The following is a 12395-nucleotide window of genomic DNA, read 5'->3' as shown; positions in this document are numbered from 1 at the left end:
CGCTGGGAGGGGCCCGGTGAGGATGGGGCGCGGATCGATGTGATCCGCGCCCCATCCGCGTTCCCAGGTCTTTTAGGCAACCCTAACTTCAGGTACGGTTAGGTAAGCCTCACCGCACCGGGGATGGCTGCAAGAACCATTCCGCTCAGGGAGGTGAACCGCGTGTACGTCTGCTCTTGCTTCGGGGTCACCGACAGGCAGGTCAAGGAACACGCGGCCGCCGGGGCCTGCACCCCCCGCCAGATCGCCTCGGTCACCAAGGCGGGCACCGACTGCGGCGCCTGCGTGCGGACCATCCAGGGCCTCCTGGGCCGTGGCGCGTGCCCGCGCCGGCAGCTGCTGGAGAAGGGCGACACGGCGGCCGTCCTCGCCTCCGCCCCCCGCCCGGCCCCCGAGGCCGCGCAGCCCGTCCTGGCCGACGCGGCCTAGCCTCCGGGCGTCCGCCGGGCCCGGCTCCGTCCGTCCTCAGCTCTCCGGCTGCTCGATCTGCTGGGCGATGTAGAGCGGCTCGCCGATGCTCTCGATCAGTTCCAGCTGGGTGTCGAGGTAGTCGATGTGGTGCTCCTCGTCCTCCAGGATCTCCTCGAAGAGCCGCGCCGAGGTGACGTCCCCCTTGCCGCGCATGACCTCGATGCCCCGCCTGAGGCGGTCGATCGCCTCCACCTCGACCTGCCGGTCCGCCTGGAACATCTCCGTCAGGGTCTGGCCGACCCGCACGTGGAAGAGCCGCTGGTAGTTCGGGAGCCCGTCGAGCATCAGGATGCGCTCGGTGAGCTTGTCCGCGTGCTTCATCTCGTCCATGGACTCGGCACGGGTGTAGTCGGCGAGCTTCGTCCACCCCTTGTTGTCCTGGATGCGGTAGTGCAGCCAGTACTGGTTGATGGCCGTGAGCTCGCCGGTCAGCTGCTCGTTCAGAAACTCGAGGACCTCGGGGTCGCCCTGCATCGCAGAGGCTCCTTCCAGGCAGTGTCAGCTAGGTGACGGGGCAGTGCGCGCATCTTTGCACCGCCGTAGGGGGGCGTCCAGTAAGTGCCTCCTTAGTGGGAGTTACCGCGACTTGCCCGTTTCGGCTCGTACCTGGTCGTGACCACCCCGCCACGTCTGTCACCATGGAGACATGGGTCAGCCGGAAAGCCGGGAATCTCCGGGAGCAGAGCAACTGGAGCTTCCTCCGGGGCAGAGGCTGCAGAGGGGCTGGCCCGTCACCCACTACGGTCCCGTGCCCAGGTTCAAGCCGGACCGCTGGGAGTTCCGCGTCTTCGGGGCGACGGCCGACGGCGAGAAGCACTGCTGGAACCACGAGGAGTTCGCGGCGCTGCCGTTCGACTCGGTGGTGGCCGACCTGCACTGCGTCACCAAGTTCAGCATGCTGGGCGCCGAGTGGGGCGGGGTGATGGCCCGCGACATCCTCGCCCTGGCCCCTCCGGCCCCGCAGGCCACGCATGTGATGGTCTGGGCCGAGTACGGCTTCAGCTCCAACATGCGGCTGGCCGACTTCGCCTCCGACCGGACCGTGTTCGCCACCCACATGGGCGGCGAACCCCTCACGGCCGAACACGGCTTCCCGCTGCGCCTGGTGGTCCCGCACCTGTACGCCTGGAAGGGGCCCAAGTGGGTGCGGGGCATCGAGTACATGACCGCCGACCGCCGGGGCTTCTGGGAGGAGCGCGGCTACCACAACATCGGCGACCCCTGGCGCGAGCAGCGCTACTCGTACCAGGAGGGGCCCGGCGACGGTCCGGAGCTGTGACCGCCCTCAGTGGTGGTACTGGTGGACGACGGCGTGGCCCTTGCCGCGGCCGATCATCCACTTGTTGACCGGTGTGGTCACGACGAAGGCGAGAGCCAGCGAGATCGCCAGGGCGATCCAGAACAGCGCCTCCGAGAGGTGGGCGTCCATGGCTCCGGGCCAGACGGCGATGACGCCGTTGTCGATCAGCTCCATGACGGCGATCGAGAGGGTGTCCGCGGCCAGCGCCACCCGGACGGCCGAGCGGAAGTCCACGCCGACGGCCAGGATCCCGCGCAGGGTGAGGGCGTAGCCGAAGAAGAACGCCAGGACGATCGCCAGCACCATCGTCGGGAGGTTCCCCCAGCCCAGGGCGGTGCCGACGATCATGCCGAGGACCTCGCCGATGGCGCATCCGGTCAGGCAGTGCAGCGTGGCCCTGGCCGCCATCCCCCAGCCGACGGGGCCGCCGCCGTGGGTGTGCGCGTGGCCGTGGTGCGCGTGATCGGTGTGATCGGCGTGCTGCTGGTGCTGGGCGTGCTGCGCGTGGTCCTGGTACTGGGCGTGTGCGTGGTGCTCGTGGTTCTCGTGCTGCGTCTGGTGCTCGTGAGGTTCGTGCGCCTGCGTCATGACAACCCCCTGGAGGTCTGGCGGAACGCCGGGTGGCGGTCCCGCCGACTGGTGGAACCGTATACCCCCCAGGGGTATTCCCCAAGGAGGGGGCAAGCGGTCAGTGCAGCTCGCGGAGCTCCTTCAGCAGGGCCACGTCCGCCGCGTGCCCCTCCTTGCCGCCGGGCGTCTCGATGATCAGCGGGACGCCGTCCGTCTCGGGATGGGAGAACAGCTCGGCGAAGGCCTCCCGGCCGATGTGGCCCTGGCCGATGTTGGCGTGCCGGTCCTTGTGGGCGCCGACGCCCTCCTTGGAGTCGTTGGCGTGGATCAGCTTCAGCCGGCCCGCGCCGACCGTGTCCACCAGCAGGTCCAGGGTCTGCTTGGTGCCGCCCGGCTCGGCCAGGTCGTGGCCCGCCGCGAAGATGTGGCAGGTGTCCAGGCAGATGCCGAGCTTCTCGTGGTGGTCGAGGGCCTCGAAGTACGGACCGAAGTCCCAGGTGCGCGAGCAGAGCGAGGAGCCCTGGCCGGCCGTGGACTCCAGCAGCAGGAAGGGGTCGTCCTCGTGCGCCAGGTCGTCCAGCAGCGGCAGCATGTACTCCCTGACCTGCGCGTACGCCTCCTCGCGCGGGCGGCCCCCGGTCGCCGAGCCGGTGTGCACGACCACCCCGAGCGCACCGATCTCCCGGCCCCGGCGCAGCGAGTGCCGCAGGGACTCCACCGACTTCTCGACGGTCGCGGCGGTGTGCGAGCCGAAGTTGATCAGGTACGGGGCGTGCACGTAGACCGGGATCGACTCCCCGGCGCACCGCGCGCGGAACAGCTCGTCCTGCGCCGGGTTCCCGGTCGGGGTGGCCCATCCGCGCGGGTTGGCCACGAAGACCTGGACGGCCTCGGCCCCCATCTCACGGGCGTAGGCGAGGCCCACGGAGGCGAGCCCGCCGGCGACGGGCACGTGCCCGCCCACGAGATTGCGTGACAACGGCGCTCAGAGCCCCTTGGTCCTGATGGTGATCGTGCTGCCCTCGGGGACGCTCTGCCCGGCGGGCACCGACTGGGTGTCCACCGTGCTGCTGAAGGAGAGGAAGGGCCGCTCCACCTTCACCTTGAAGCCCAGGGCCTCCAGTGCCTTGCGGGCCGCGTCCACGTCCTGGCCGGCCACGTTCGGGACCTGGACCGGCCGGGGGCCCTTGGAGAGGGTCAGCGTGACCGTGTCCCCGGCGGCGGCCTGGGTGCCCGCGCCGAGCGACTGGTTGGCGACCGTACCGGCGGGCGCGGGGGAGTTGACCTGGTCGGGGGCCGTTTCCGCCTTCAGGCCGAGGGCCTCCAGCGCGGCCCGCGCCTGGTCGGCCGACTGGCCGGTGACGTTCGGGACCTGGACCGGGCGGCCCTTGCTGACCTGGAGGGAGACGGCGGTGTCGGGGGCCCGCTTCTGGCCGCCGGCCGGGTCGGTGCCGATCACCGAGCCCTGGGCCACGTCCTGGCTGAAGGCCTGGGTGACGATGCCGGGAGCCAGCCCCGCCTTCGTCAGCTCGGCCTTGGCCTCCTCCAGCGGCCGGCCCTTCAGGTCGGGCACGCTGACCAGCTCGGGGCCGCGGGAGACGGTGAGGGTCACCGCGCCGTTGCCGCGGATCCGCTTGCCGCCGACCGGGTCGGAGTTCATGACCGTGCCGCGTTCGAAGGCCTCGCTGAACTTCCGGTCGACCCTCTTGACGCCGAGACCGGCGGCGGACAGCTCCGCCCTGGCCTGGTCCTCCGTCTTGCCGAGGAGGTTCGGGACCTTGGCGAACTGGCCGGAGTTGATGTACCAGGCGCCGGTGCCGATGCCCAGGGCGAGCAGGATCCCCGCGATGACGAGGACCATGCCCCGGCGCTGCCGGCGGGGGGCCGCAGGCGCCGGGGTCTCCGGAACGTGCGGCCGCTCCAGTCGGGAGGTGTGGTGCAGGACGGGCTCGGCGGCCCGCCCCGCCAGCGGACGCGGGATCACGCCGGTGCGGTCCTCGGCGGAGGACCGCTCGGCGGCCCGCGCCTGCGGCGGTACGGCGTCCAGCTCGGCCTCGCCGAGACGGGCCCGGGCCTCACGGGTCATGCCCAGCAGGGCGGCGGCGTCCGCGGGGCGCAGGTCGGGGTTCCGGGCGGTGGCCCGGGCGACGAGCTCGTCGAGCGCGGCGGGCAGCCCCGGGACGGCTGCCGACGGGGGCGGGACGTCCTCGTTGAGGTGCTGGAACAGCACCTGGGCGGGGGTGCCGCCGGTGTGCGGCTTGGAGCCGGTGAGCATCTCGTACAGCACGACGCCGCAGGCGTAGACGTCCACGCGGGCGTCGTAGACACCGTCCTCGATCTGCTCGGGGGCGAGGTAGGAGACGGTGCCGAGGACGGAGCCGGTGGTGTGGGTGGCGGCGTCCACGGAGCGCACGAGGCCGAAGTCGGCGACCTTGACCCGGCCGTCGTCGCCGATCAGGACGTTCTCGGGCTTGATGTCCCGGTGGACGAAGCCGGCGCGGTGGGCGGTGCCGAGGGTGGCGAGGACCGGTTCGAGGATGTCGAGCGCGGCCCGCGGCTGGAGCGCGCCGCGCTCGCGCAGGACATCGCGCAGGGTGCAGCCGGAGACGTACTCCATGGCGAGGTACGTGTAGGGGCCGTCCGTGCCCTGGTCGAAGACGCCGACGACGTTGGGGTGCGCGAGGCGGGCCACGGACTTCGCCTCGCGGATGAAGCGGTCGACGAAGGCGGCGTCGGCGGCCAGGTCCGGGTGCATGATCTTCAGCGCGAGGACGCGGTCGAGGCGGGTGTCGAGGGCCCGGTAGACCGTCGCCATGCCGCCTGCGGCGATGCGGGCGTCGACGCGGTAGCGGCCGTCGAGCACGCGCCCGACGAGGGGGTCATCCAGGGTCGTATCCACCCGGCGATTCTACGAGGGCCCCCGCCACCCCCGGCCGGGGTGTCCACGCCTTGCAGCGCAGCTGTGACGGGGGCGGGGGCGGGGGCGGGGGCGTGGGCGGGGGGTGAGGGCCGGGCCCCTCAGAACGCCGGGCGTTCCGGGTCCAGGGCGGCGCGGCCCTCCAGGGGGGACGAGGCCTCGGCGAAGCGGCGCTGGGGGATGCGGCCCGCGCGGTGGGCCAGCCGGCCCGCCGAGACGGCGTCGCGCATGGCCGCCGCCATGAGCACCGGCTCCTGCGCCCGGGTCACCGCGGAGGCCAGCATCACCGCCGCGCAGCCGAGCTCCATCGCCAGCGCGGCGTCCGAGGCCGTCCCCGCGCCCGCGTCCAGGATGACCGGCACCCCGGCCCGCTCCACGATCAGCTCGAAGTTGTGCGGGTTGCGGATGCCCATCCCGGAGCCGATGGGGGAGCCCAGCGGCATGATCGCCGCACAGCCCACGTCCTCCAGCTTCCGCGCCAGTACCGGGTCGTCGTTCGTGTACGGGAGGACGGTGAAGCCCTCGTCGACCAGGACCTCCGCCGCGTCCAGCAGCTCGACCCCGTCCGGCAGCAGCGTCCGCTCGTCCGCGACCACCTCCAGCTTGATCCAGTCCGTGCCCAGGGCCTCCCGCGCCAGCCGGGCCGTCAGCACGGCCTCGCCGGCGGTGAAGCAGCCCGCCGTGTTGGGGAGGACCGCGATGCCCAGCTTGGACAGGACGGACAGGACGGAGCCCTGGACCGTCGGGTCCAGGCGGCGCATGGCCACCGTCGTCAGCTCGGTGCCGGAGGTGATCAGCGCGCGTTCCAGGACCTCCAGGCTCGGGGCGCCGCCCGTGCCCATGACCAGGCGGGAGGAGAAGGTCCGGCCGCCCAGGGTGAACAGGTCGTCAGCCATGGTGCTCAGCCTCCCTGGACCGCGGTGAGGACCTCGACCCGGTCGCCGTCGCCGACCGCGGTGCGCGGCCACTGTCCGCGAGGGACGACCGTCTCGTTGAGGGCGGCGGCCACGCCGGAGGGGGCGGTGGTCAGGGTGGCGACCACCGTGTCGAGGGTGGTGCCGGCCGCGACCTCGCGCGGCTCGCCGTTGACGGAGATGGTCATGCGAGGGACTCCTGACGCGTGGAGGAGAAGCGGCGGGGGCTGAAGGGGCGGGCGACCTCCGGCACGGCGCCGGTGGTCAGCAGCTCCGCCATGACGTCGCCGGTGAGCGGGGTCAGCAGCACCCCGTTGCGGTAGTGGCCGGTGGCCAGGTGCAGCCCGGGCAGGTCGCTGGGGCCCAGCAGCGGCGCGTTGTCGGGGGTGCACGGGCGCAGCCCGGCCCGGGTCTCGGTCAGGGGGAGCTCGGTGATGCCCGGGACCAGTTCGTGGGCGTCGCGCAGCAGCTCGTAGACCCCGCCGGCGGTGACGGTGGTGTCCCAGCCGAGTTCCTCGCTGGTGGCCCCGACGACGAGCTCGCCGTTCTCGCGCGGGACCAGGTAGACGTGGCTGCCGCGCACCACGGCCCGTACCGTCCGGGACAGGAACGGAGCGTAGGCGGGCGGCACGGCCAGCCGCAGGACCTGCCCCTTGACCGGCCGTACGGGGGGCAGCACCTGCTCCGGTACGCCCTCCAGCCGGCCGCTGAGCGAGCCGGCGGCCAGGACCACCTGGTCGGCGCGCAGCCCGGTGCCGTCGTCGAGCAGCGCTCCCGAGGCCCGGTCGGCGGTGACGAGCAGCCTGCGGGCGGCCGCCCGGTGGATCTCCACCCCGGCCCGCTCGCAGGCGGCCAGCAGTGCGGCGGCGAGCCGGCGCGGGTCCACCTGGTGGTCCCCGTCGACGCGCAGCCCGCCGCGCACCCCGGGGGCCAGCATCGGCTCCAGGCGGCGGCACTCGCGGCCGGTGAGCCACTCGGACTCCAGGCCGCAGCGGCGCTGGAGGGCGTGCAGTTCCCGCAGGTGGAGGCGGTCGTCGGCGTCGAGGGCGACGGCCAGGGTGCCGCAGGCGCGGTAGCCGAGGTCCATGCCGCCGCTGGCCTCGGTGAGCTCGGCGGCGAACTGCGGGTAGCGGGTAGCGGAGGCGAGGTTGAGCCCCAGCAGGGTCTCCTCGCCGTAGTGCAGTTCGGTGACGGCGGCGAGCATGCCGGCCGCGACCCGGGCGGCGCCGCCGCCGGGGTCGGGGTCGGCGAGCGCGGTGCGCAGGCCGCTGCGGGCCGCCCGCCAGGCGGTGACCAGGCCGATGATCCCGCCACCGATGACGAGGACGTCGCAGCCCCGGTGGTCGGATCCCTTGTCGGATGCGTGCATGGGCGTCCAGCCCCTCCCTTCGCCGGCATGACCCGGATCAGGTTCGTACGGTCGGAGGCCGGCCAGCCTCCCTCTCAGCCCGGTGCGCCCGGACTCCCGCGATAGGTACGGTGGCCAGCGTAACCCCGGGGCCGGTGGCGGGTAAGGCTGCCTCCCTGTGGCACCCCGCCCCCCGTTTCCTGACGGGCCGTCAGGTGGCTAGGCTGGCCGTGTGAGTGAGCAGACGGAACAGACGAAGCCCGGTGTCGTGATCGTCGGCGCCGGAATGGCCGGCGTGCAGACCGCGGTGGCCCTGCGGGAACAGGGCTGGACCGGCCCCGTGACCCTGCTGGGCGCCGAACCCCACCAGCCCTACGACCGCCCGCCGCTTTCCAAGGCGGTGCTGCTCGGCAAGGCCGAGGACTCGGCCTTCGACGTCGACTTCGAGGGCCTCGGCATCGCACTCCGCCTGGGCGTCGAGGTCACCGGCCTGCGCGCCGCCGACCACGAGCTGGACACCGAGACCGGCCCGGTCCCGTACGAGGTCCTCGTCCTGGCCACCGGAGCCACGCCCCTGACCCTGCCCGGCACCGACGGCGTCCCCGGCGTCCACCTGCTGCGCACCCTCGACGACGCCGCCCGGCTGCGCCCGGTCCTGGCCGCCGCCCCCGACACCGTCGTGGTCGGGGCCGGCTGGATCGGTGCCGAGTTCGCCACCGCCGCCCGCGAGGCCGGCTGCGCCGTCACCGTGGTCGAGGCGGCCGACCGGGTCCTCGCCGGGGCCCTGCCCGCCGAGGTCGCCGCCCCCATGGCCCGCTGGTACGCCGGAGCCGGCGCCACCCTGCTCACCGGCGCCCGGGTGGCCGGGATCGAGGAGGGCCGGGTGCTCCTCGCGGACGGCCGCGAGCTGCCCGCCGGGGCCGTCGTCGTCGGCGTCGGCGCCCGGCCCGCCACCGAATGGCTGGACGGCAGCGGCGTCGAGCGGGGCCCCGACGGCTCCGTCACCGCCGACGCCCACCTGCGCACCTCCCTGCCCGGGGTGTACGCCGTCGGCGACTGCTCCTCCTTCCCGTCGGCCCGCTACGGGACCCGGCTGCTGGTCCACCACTGGGACAACGCCCTCCAGGGCCCGCGCACGGTGGCGGCGAACATCGTCGCGGGGGAGGCCGTACAGGCCTACGACCCCGTGCCCTACTTCTGGTCCGAGCAGTTCGGCCGCTTCGTGCAGTACGCCGGCCACCACGGCGGCGCCGACACCCTGCTGTGGCGCGGCGACCCGGACGGCGACACCTGGTCGGTGTGCTGGCTGCGCGGGAACGCCCTCGTCGCGGTCCTGGCCGTCGGCCGCCCCCGGGACCTGGCCCAGGGGCGGAAGCTGATCGAGTCGGGCGCCCCCGTGGATCCGGCCAGGGTCGCCGACCCGGGCGTACCGCTGAAGTCGGCCGCCGTCTGACACGGTCCCGGAGCCCGGCCCGCGGCTCCGCGGCCGGGGCCGTAACCGGACGCGGACCCCGATCCGGGCGGATCCCCGCCTACGCGGACGGACCCGGACGGACGGGGCCGGGTACCGGGTGCCCCGCCGAGGTGGCAGGCTTGTCCCCGTGACCGAGATTGACGCAAAGATCGATGCCCTCGTCCCCTCCTGGCTGTACCTCCCCGACATCGCGGAGATGCTCGACATCGAGGTGACCCGGGTCCGCCAGATGGTCAAGGAAGGGCAGCTGATCGCCGTACGCCGGGGCGAGAACCGCGCCCTGCAGGTTCCGGCCCAGTTCATCGACGGCGACAAGGTCGTCAAGGGACTCGTCGGCCTGCTGACGGTGCTGCGCGACGACCGCTTCTCCGACGAGGAGATGCTGGAGTGGCTCTTCACCGAGGATCCGACCCTGCCCGGCACCCCCGTGCAGGCGCTGCGCGAGAATCGCGGCACGGAGGTGAAGCGCCGCGCCCAGGCGCTCGCCCTCTGACCGGCTGATCCACGGGTGTGCGGGCCGGCGGGGTAGCCTCGGCCCGCCCGCACACCGCCACCACCAGGGGGGTACTCCCATGCAGCAGCTGTCCGACGCCCGGCTCTACCTGTGCACGGACGCCCGAAAGCGGCAGGGAGACCTCCCCGAGTTCCTCGACGCCGTCCTGGCCGGCGGGGTGGACGTCGTCCAGCTCCGCGACAAGGGCATGGAGGCCGGCGAGGAACTCGAACACCTCCGGGTCTTCGCCGAGGCCGCCCGCCGGCACGGCAAGCTCCTCGCGGTCAACGACCGCGCCGACGTCGCGCACGCCATCGGCTCCGACGTCCTGCACCTGGGCCAGGGCGACATCCCCGTCCCCGCCGCCCGCGCGATCCTCGGCCGGGACGTCCTGATCGGGCGCTCCTGCCACTCCGCGTCCGAGGTCGACGCCGCCGTCGCCGAACCCGGCGTGGACTACTTCTGCACCGGCCCCTGCTGGCCCACCCCCACCAAGCCCGGCCGCCACGCCCCCGGCCTGGACCTCGTCCGCCACGCGGCCTCCCTGGACCAGGCCCGCCCCTGGTTCGCGATCGGCGGCATCGACGCCGCCAACCTGGACGAGGTCCTCGACGCCGGTGCCACCCGCGTCGTCGTCGTCCGCGCCATCACCGAGGCCTCCGACCCCGGTGCCGCCGCCGCCGAGCTGGCCAAGCGCGTCCGCGCCCGCCTCGCCTGAGGCCCCGGACCCGTTCCGCCCCGCCCGGACCCGCCCCGCCCGGACCCGTTCCGCCCCGCCCGGACCCGTTCCGCCCGGACCCGACCCGGCCCGGGCGGCGGCCCCCTCGCACCGTGCTCGCACCCCGCTCGCGCGGACCTCGTGCCCGGCCGGAGCCCGCGCCGGGGTGTCCAAAAATCCGTCCAATGGGTGGACAGCGCTTCGGCGTCCGCCGGGGCGCGTCTAACCTGCCCGTATGGCCCTTGGTACCGCTTCCACCTGGTCGGACCGCGCACACACGGTCCGCGACCTCCTCGCGTCCGGAGCCTCGTATTCCTTCGAGTTCTGGGCTCCCAAGACCGAGAAGGGCGAGCGCAACCTCTGGAACGCGCTCCGCCGGATCGAGGCGGTCTCCCCGAGCTTCGTCTCCGTCACGTACGGGGCCGGAGGCTCGACCCGGGGCGGCACCGTCCGCGCCACCGAGCAGATCGCCGCCGACACCACCCTGACCCCCGTCGCGCACCTCACCGCCGTAGACCACTCCGTCGCCGAGCTGCGCCACGTGATCGGCCAGTTCGCCGACGCCGGCATCCGCAACATGCTCGCGCTGCGCGGGGACCCGCCGGGCGACCCCATGGGCCCCTGGGTCAAGCACCCCGAGGGTGTGGACTACGCGGCCGACCTCGTGCGCCTGCTCAAGGAGTCCGGCGACTTCTGCGTCGGCGTCGCCGCCTTCCCCGAGATGCATCCGCGCTCGGAGGACTGGGACACGGACATCCGACACTTCGTGGACAAGTGCCGTGCGGGTGCGGACTACGCCATCACCCAGATGTTCTTCGATCCGGAGAATTATCTGCGGCTGCGCGACAGCGCCCGGAAGGCGGGCTGCGAGACCCCGATCATCCCCGAGGTCATGCCCGTTGTGGGCATCAAGCAGCTCGACCGGCTGCCCCAGCTGAGCAACGCGGCCTTCCCGGACGCCGTGAAAGACCGCATGCTCGCCGTCAAGGACGATCCGGCCGCTGTACGCTCCATTGGCATCGAGTTCGCCACGGAGTTCTGCGCGCGGCTGCTGTCCGAAGGTGTACCCGGACTGCACTTCATCACGCTGAACAATTCCACGGCGACCCTCGAGATCTACGAGAACCTGGGCCTGCACCAGCGGGCCTGATCGGCCGTCTCCCGTTTCCCGCGCGGTACGGCCGTACCGAGAGGGGCCTTGCATGGGAATGACGGTCCTCTACATCGCGTTCGGTTTCGTCGCGTTGTGGCTGCTTGCCGAGGTCCTGATGCAGTACAAGGCCCGGCTGCGCTGGCGCCTGCTCGCCTTCGCCGGGTTCCTCGGCGTCGTGGCCGGGGTCGTGCTGCCGTCGGTACTGGTCATCGCCGTCGGCGCTCTCGCCTTCGCCGTCGGCCAGACCCTGGTGACGCTCTCCTTCCGCAAGGGCTTCGTCGCCGGCTGGGCCCTGCGCAGGGGCAGGGGTGCCGAGCCCGCACGACCGGAGGGCAAGACCAGACGCCGCCGCTCCGGGGGCGCCGCGCCGCGTCCCGAACCCGCGCTGGAGGTGACCGGGCTGGAGTACGGCTCCCCGGGCCCCGCCTCCCCCCGCGACGACACCGCCGGCCGGGACGACCAGGACGACCGCGACGTCTTCACCCCGCAGCCGGTGCCCGAGGAGACCGGCTCGTACGGCATACAGAGCTTCGCCCCCCAGCAGCCGGACGCCACCGCCGCCTTCGCCTCGCCGTTCGCCGCGGACGGGCAGGACGGCGGACAGCAGGCCGCCTACCACGACGGCGGGCAGGGCCAGGGCGGATACGACTACACCGGCGGCTACCCGGCGGGCGGACAGCAGGTCTACGCCGCCTACTCGGACCCGTACATCGGCACCGGCGGCGCGGTCGCCCCGGGGCAGACGTACGACTACCCGCAGTACACCGACCCGGCGCAGCAGCAGTACTCCATGGACACCCCGCCCGGCGGGGTCTGGGTCCCGCAGCAGCGCGCCACAGACGCGGCCCCGCAGCCCTACCCGGAGCAGGACCCGCAGCAGCAGCCGCCGCAGGGGTACCCGTACCAGGGCAACGGCGAGTACGGGCAGTACCGCTACTGACGTGGAACGGGGGGGGGGGGGGGGGCGGCGCCCCCCGCCCCCCCCCCCCCCCACCCCGGGGAGCAAGGGCGCCCCGCCGGGCGCGCCCCCCGCGGCT

The 12395-nt window shown here is 73.4% G+C and carries 14 protein-coding genes and 1 riboswitch; of the genes, 7 read left to right on the top strand and 7 right to left on the bottom strand.

Annotation, left to right across the window (positions count from 1 at the left end; all coding sequences use genetic code 11):
• Positions 1-162 precede the first annotated feature (162 nt).
• Complete coding sequence (locus ACFY15_RS12485) at positions 163-429, top strand: bacterioferritin-associated ferredoxin (RefSeq protein ID WP_390685689.1); 267 nt, start codon at positions 163-165, stop codon at positions 427-429.
• Between the two features lie 36 nt (positions 430-465).
• Here ACFY15_RS12485 and bfr read toward each other — a convergent pair whose 3' ends face one another.
• On the bottom strand, positions 466-945 hold the full coding sequence (gene bfr / locus ACFY15_RS12480) for a bacterioferritin (protein WP_390685690.1): 480 nt from the start codon (positions 943-945) through the stop codon (positions 466-468).
• A 172-nt stretch (positions 946-1117) separates the two neighbouring features.
• On the opposite strand from bfr, the gene ACFY15_RS12475 reads away from it, so the two are divergent.
• Positions 1118-1750: a sulfite oxidase-like oxidoreductase gene (locus ACFY15_RS12475; RefSeq protein ID WP_390685691.1), complete on the top strand. Its 633-nt coding sequence runs from the start codon at positions 1118-1120 to the stop codon at positions 1748-1750.
• 6 nt (positions 1751-1756) lie between these two features.
• Here the strand turns inward: ACFY15_RS12475 and ACFY15_RS12470 are convergent, their stop codons facing one another.
• The 6 genes from ACFY15_RS12470 to thiO form a co-directional block, all read right to left on the bottom strand.
• Positions 1757-2359, bottom strand: coding sequence for a DUF4396 domain-containing protein (locus ACFY15_RS12470; RefSeq protein ID WP_390685692.1), 603 nt, complete (start codon positions 2357-2359; stop codon positions 1757-1759).
• A 100-nt stretch (positions 2360-2459) separates the two neighbouring features.
• A complete protein-coding gene (locus ACFY15_RS12465; protein ID WP_390685693.1) occupies positions 2460-3320 on the bottom strand; it encodes a deoxyribonuclease IV in 861 nt (286 codons plus the stop codon).
• Between the two features lie 6 nt (positions 3321-3326).
• On the bottom strand, positions 3327-5240 hold the full coding sequence (gene pknB, locus ACFY15_RS12460) for a Stk1 family PASTA domain-containing Ser/Thr kinase (protein ID WP_390825452.1): 1914 nt from the start codon (positions 5238-5240) through the stop codon (positions 3327-3329).
• 119 nt (positions 5241-5359) lie between these two features.
• Entirely contained in the window at positions 5360-6154 is a 795-nt protein-coding gene (locus ACFY15_RS12455) for a thiazole synthase (protein WP_390685695.1), read from the bottom strand.
• 5 nt (positions 6155-6159) lie between these two features.
• Positions 6160-6360 carry a sulfur carrier protein ThiS gene (thiS, locus tag ACFY15_RS12450; RefSeq protein ID WP_390685696.1) on the bottom strand — a complete coding sequence of 67 codons (201 nt, stop codon included), beginning with the start codon at positions 6358-6360 and terminating at the stop codon, positions 6160-6162.
• A complete protein-coding gene (thiO, locus tag ACFY15_RS12445; protein WP_390685697.1) occupies positions 6357-7541 on the bottom strand; it encodes a glycine oxidase ThiO in 1185 nt (394 codons plus the stop codon). The genes thiS and thiO overlap by 4 nt, the downstream gene beginning before the upstream one ends.
• A riboswitch (TPP riboswitch) is annotated at positions 7539-7651 on the bottom strand. (Overlaps the previous gene by 3 nt.)
• A gap of 101 nt (positions 7652-7752) precedes the next feature.
• On the opposite strand from thiO, the gene ACFY15_RS12440 reads away from it, so the two are divergent.
• From ACFY15_RS12440 to ACFY15_RS12420, 5 genes are all read left to right on the top strand, one after another.
• Positions 7753-8973 (top strand): NAD(P)/FAD-dependent oxidoreductase, encoded by a 1221-nt coding sequence (locus ACFY15_RS12440; protein WP_390685698.1) that lies wholly within the window; start codon positions 7753-7755, stop codon positions 8971-8973.
• Between the two features lie 148 nt (positions 8974-9121).
• On the top strand, positions 9122-9487 hold the full coding sequence (locus tag ACFY15_RS12435) for an Rv2175c family DNA-binding protein (RefSeq protein WP_267035306.1): 366 nt from the start codon (positions 9122-9124) through the stop codon (positions 9485-9487).
• A gap of 79 nt (positions 9488-9566) precedes the next feature.
• Positions 9567-10205 (top strand): thiamine phosphate synthase, encoded by a 639-nt coding sequence (gene thiE / locus ACFY15_RS12430; RefSeq protein ID WP_390825451.1) that lies wholly within the window; start codon positions 9567-9569, stop codon positions 10203-10205.
• Positions 10206-10440: 235 nt separating this feature from the next.
• Positions 10441-11355, top strand: coding sequence for a methylenetetrahydrofolate reductase [NAD(P)H] (metF, locus tag ACFY15_RS12425; protein ID WP_390685700.1), 915 nt, complete (start codon positions 10441-10443; stop codon positions 11353-11355).
• Between the two features lie 52 nt (positions 11356-11407).
• Positions 11408-12298: a hypothetical protein gene (locus ACFY15_RS12420; RefSeq protein WP_390685701.1), complete on the top strand. Its 891-nt coding sequence runs from the start codon at positions 11408-11410 to the stop codon at positions 12296-12298.
• Positions 12299-12395: the final 97 nt, after the last annotated feature.

This window comes from Streptomyces sp. NPDC001373 (assembly GCF_042895815.1).
In the GTDB taxonomy this organism is placed as follows: Bacteria; Actinomycetota; Actinomycetes; order Streptomycetales; family Streptomycetaceae; genus Streptomyces.
Note: the sequence above shows the minus strand (reverse complement) of the source record. Positions and strands in the feature narration are given on the sequence as shown.

Coding starts and splice junctions, on each gene's coding strand:
- bfr (WP_390685690.1), bottom strand. CDS start 945: ATGCAGGGCGACCCCGAGGTCCTCGAGTTTCTGAACGAGCAGCTGACC.
- ACFY15_RS12475 (WP_390685691.1), top strand. CDS start 1,118: ATGGGTCAGCCGGAAAGCCGGGAATCTCCGGGAGCAGAGCAACTGGAG.
- ACFY15_RS12470 (WP_390685692.1), bottom strand. CDS start 2,359: ATGACGCAGGCGCACGAACCTCACGAGCACCAGACGCAGCACGAGAAC.
- ACFY15_RS12455 (WP_390685695.1), bottom strand. CDS start 6,154: ATGGCTGACGACCTGTTCACCCTGGGCGGCCGGACCTTCTCCTCCCGC.
- thiS (WP_390685696.1), bottom strand. CDS start 6,360: ATGACCATCTCCGTCAACGGCGAGCCGCGCGAGGTCGCGGCCGGCACC.
- thiO (WP_390685697.1), bottom strand. CDS start 7,541: ATGCACGCATCCGACAAGGGATCCGACCACCGGGGCTGCGACGTCCTC.
- thiE (WP_390825451.1), top strand. CDS start 9,567: ATGCAGCAGCTGTCCGACGCCCGGCTCTACCTGTGCACGGACGCCCGA.
- metF (WP_390685700.1), top strand. CDS start 10,441: ATGGCCCTTGGTACCGCTTCCACCTGGTCGGACCGCGCACACACGGTC.
- ACFY15_RS12420 (WP_390685701.1), top strand. CDS start 11,408: ATGGGAATGACGGTCCTCTACATCGCGTTCGGTTTCGTCGCGTTGTGG.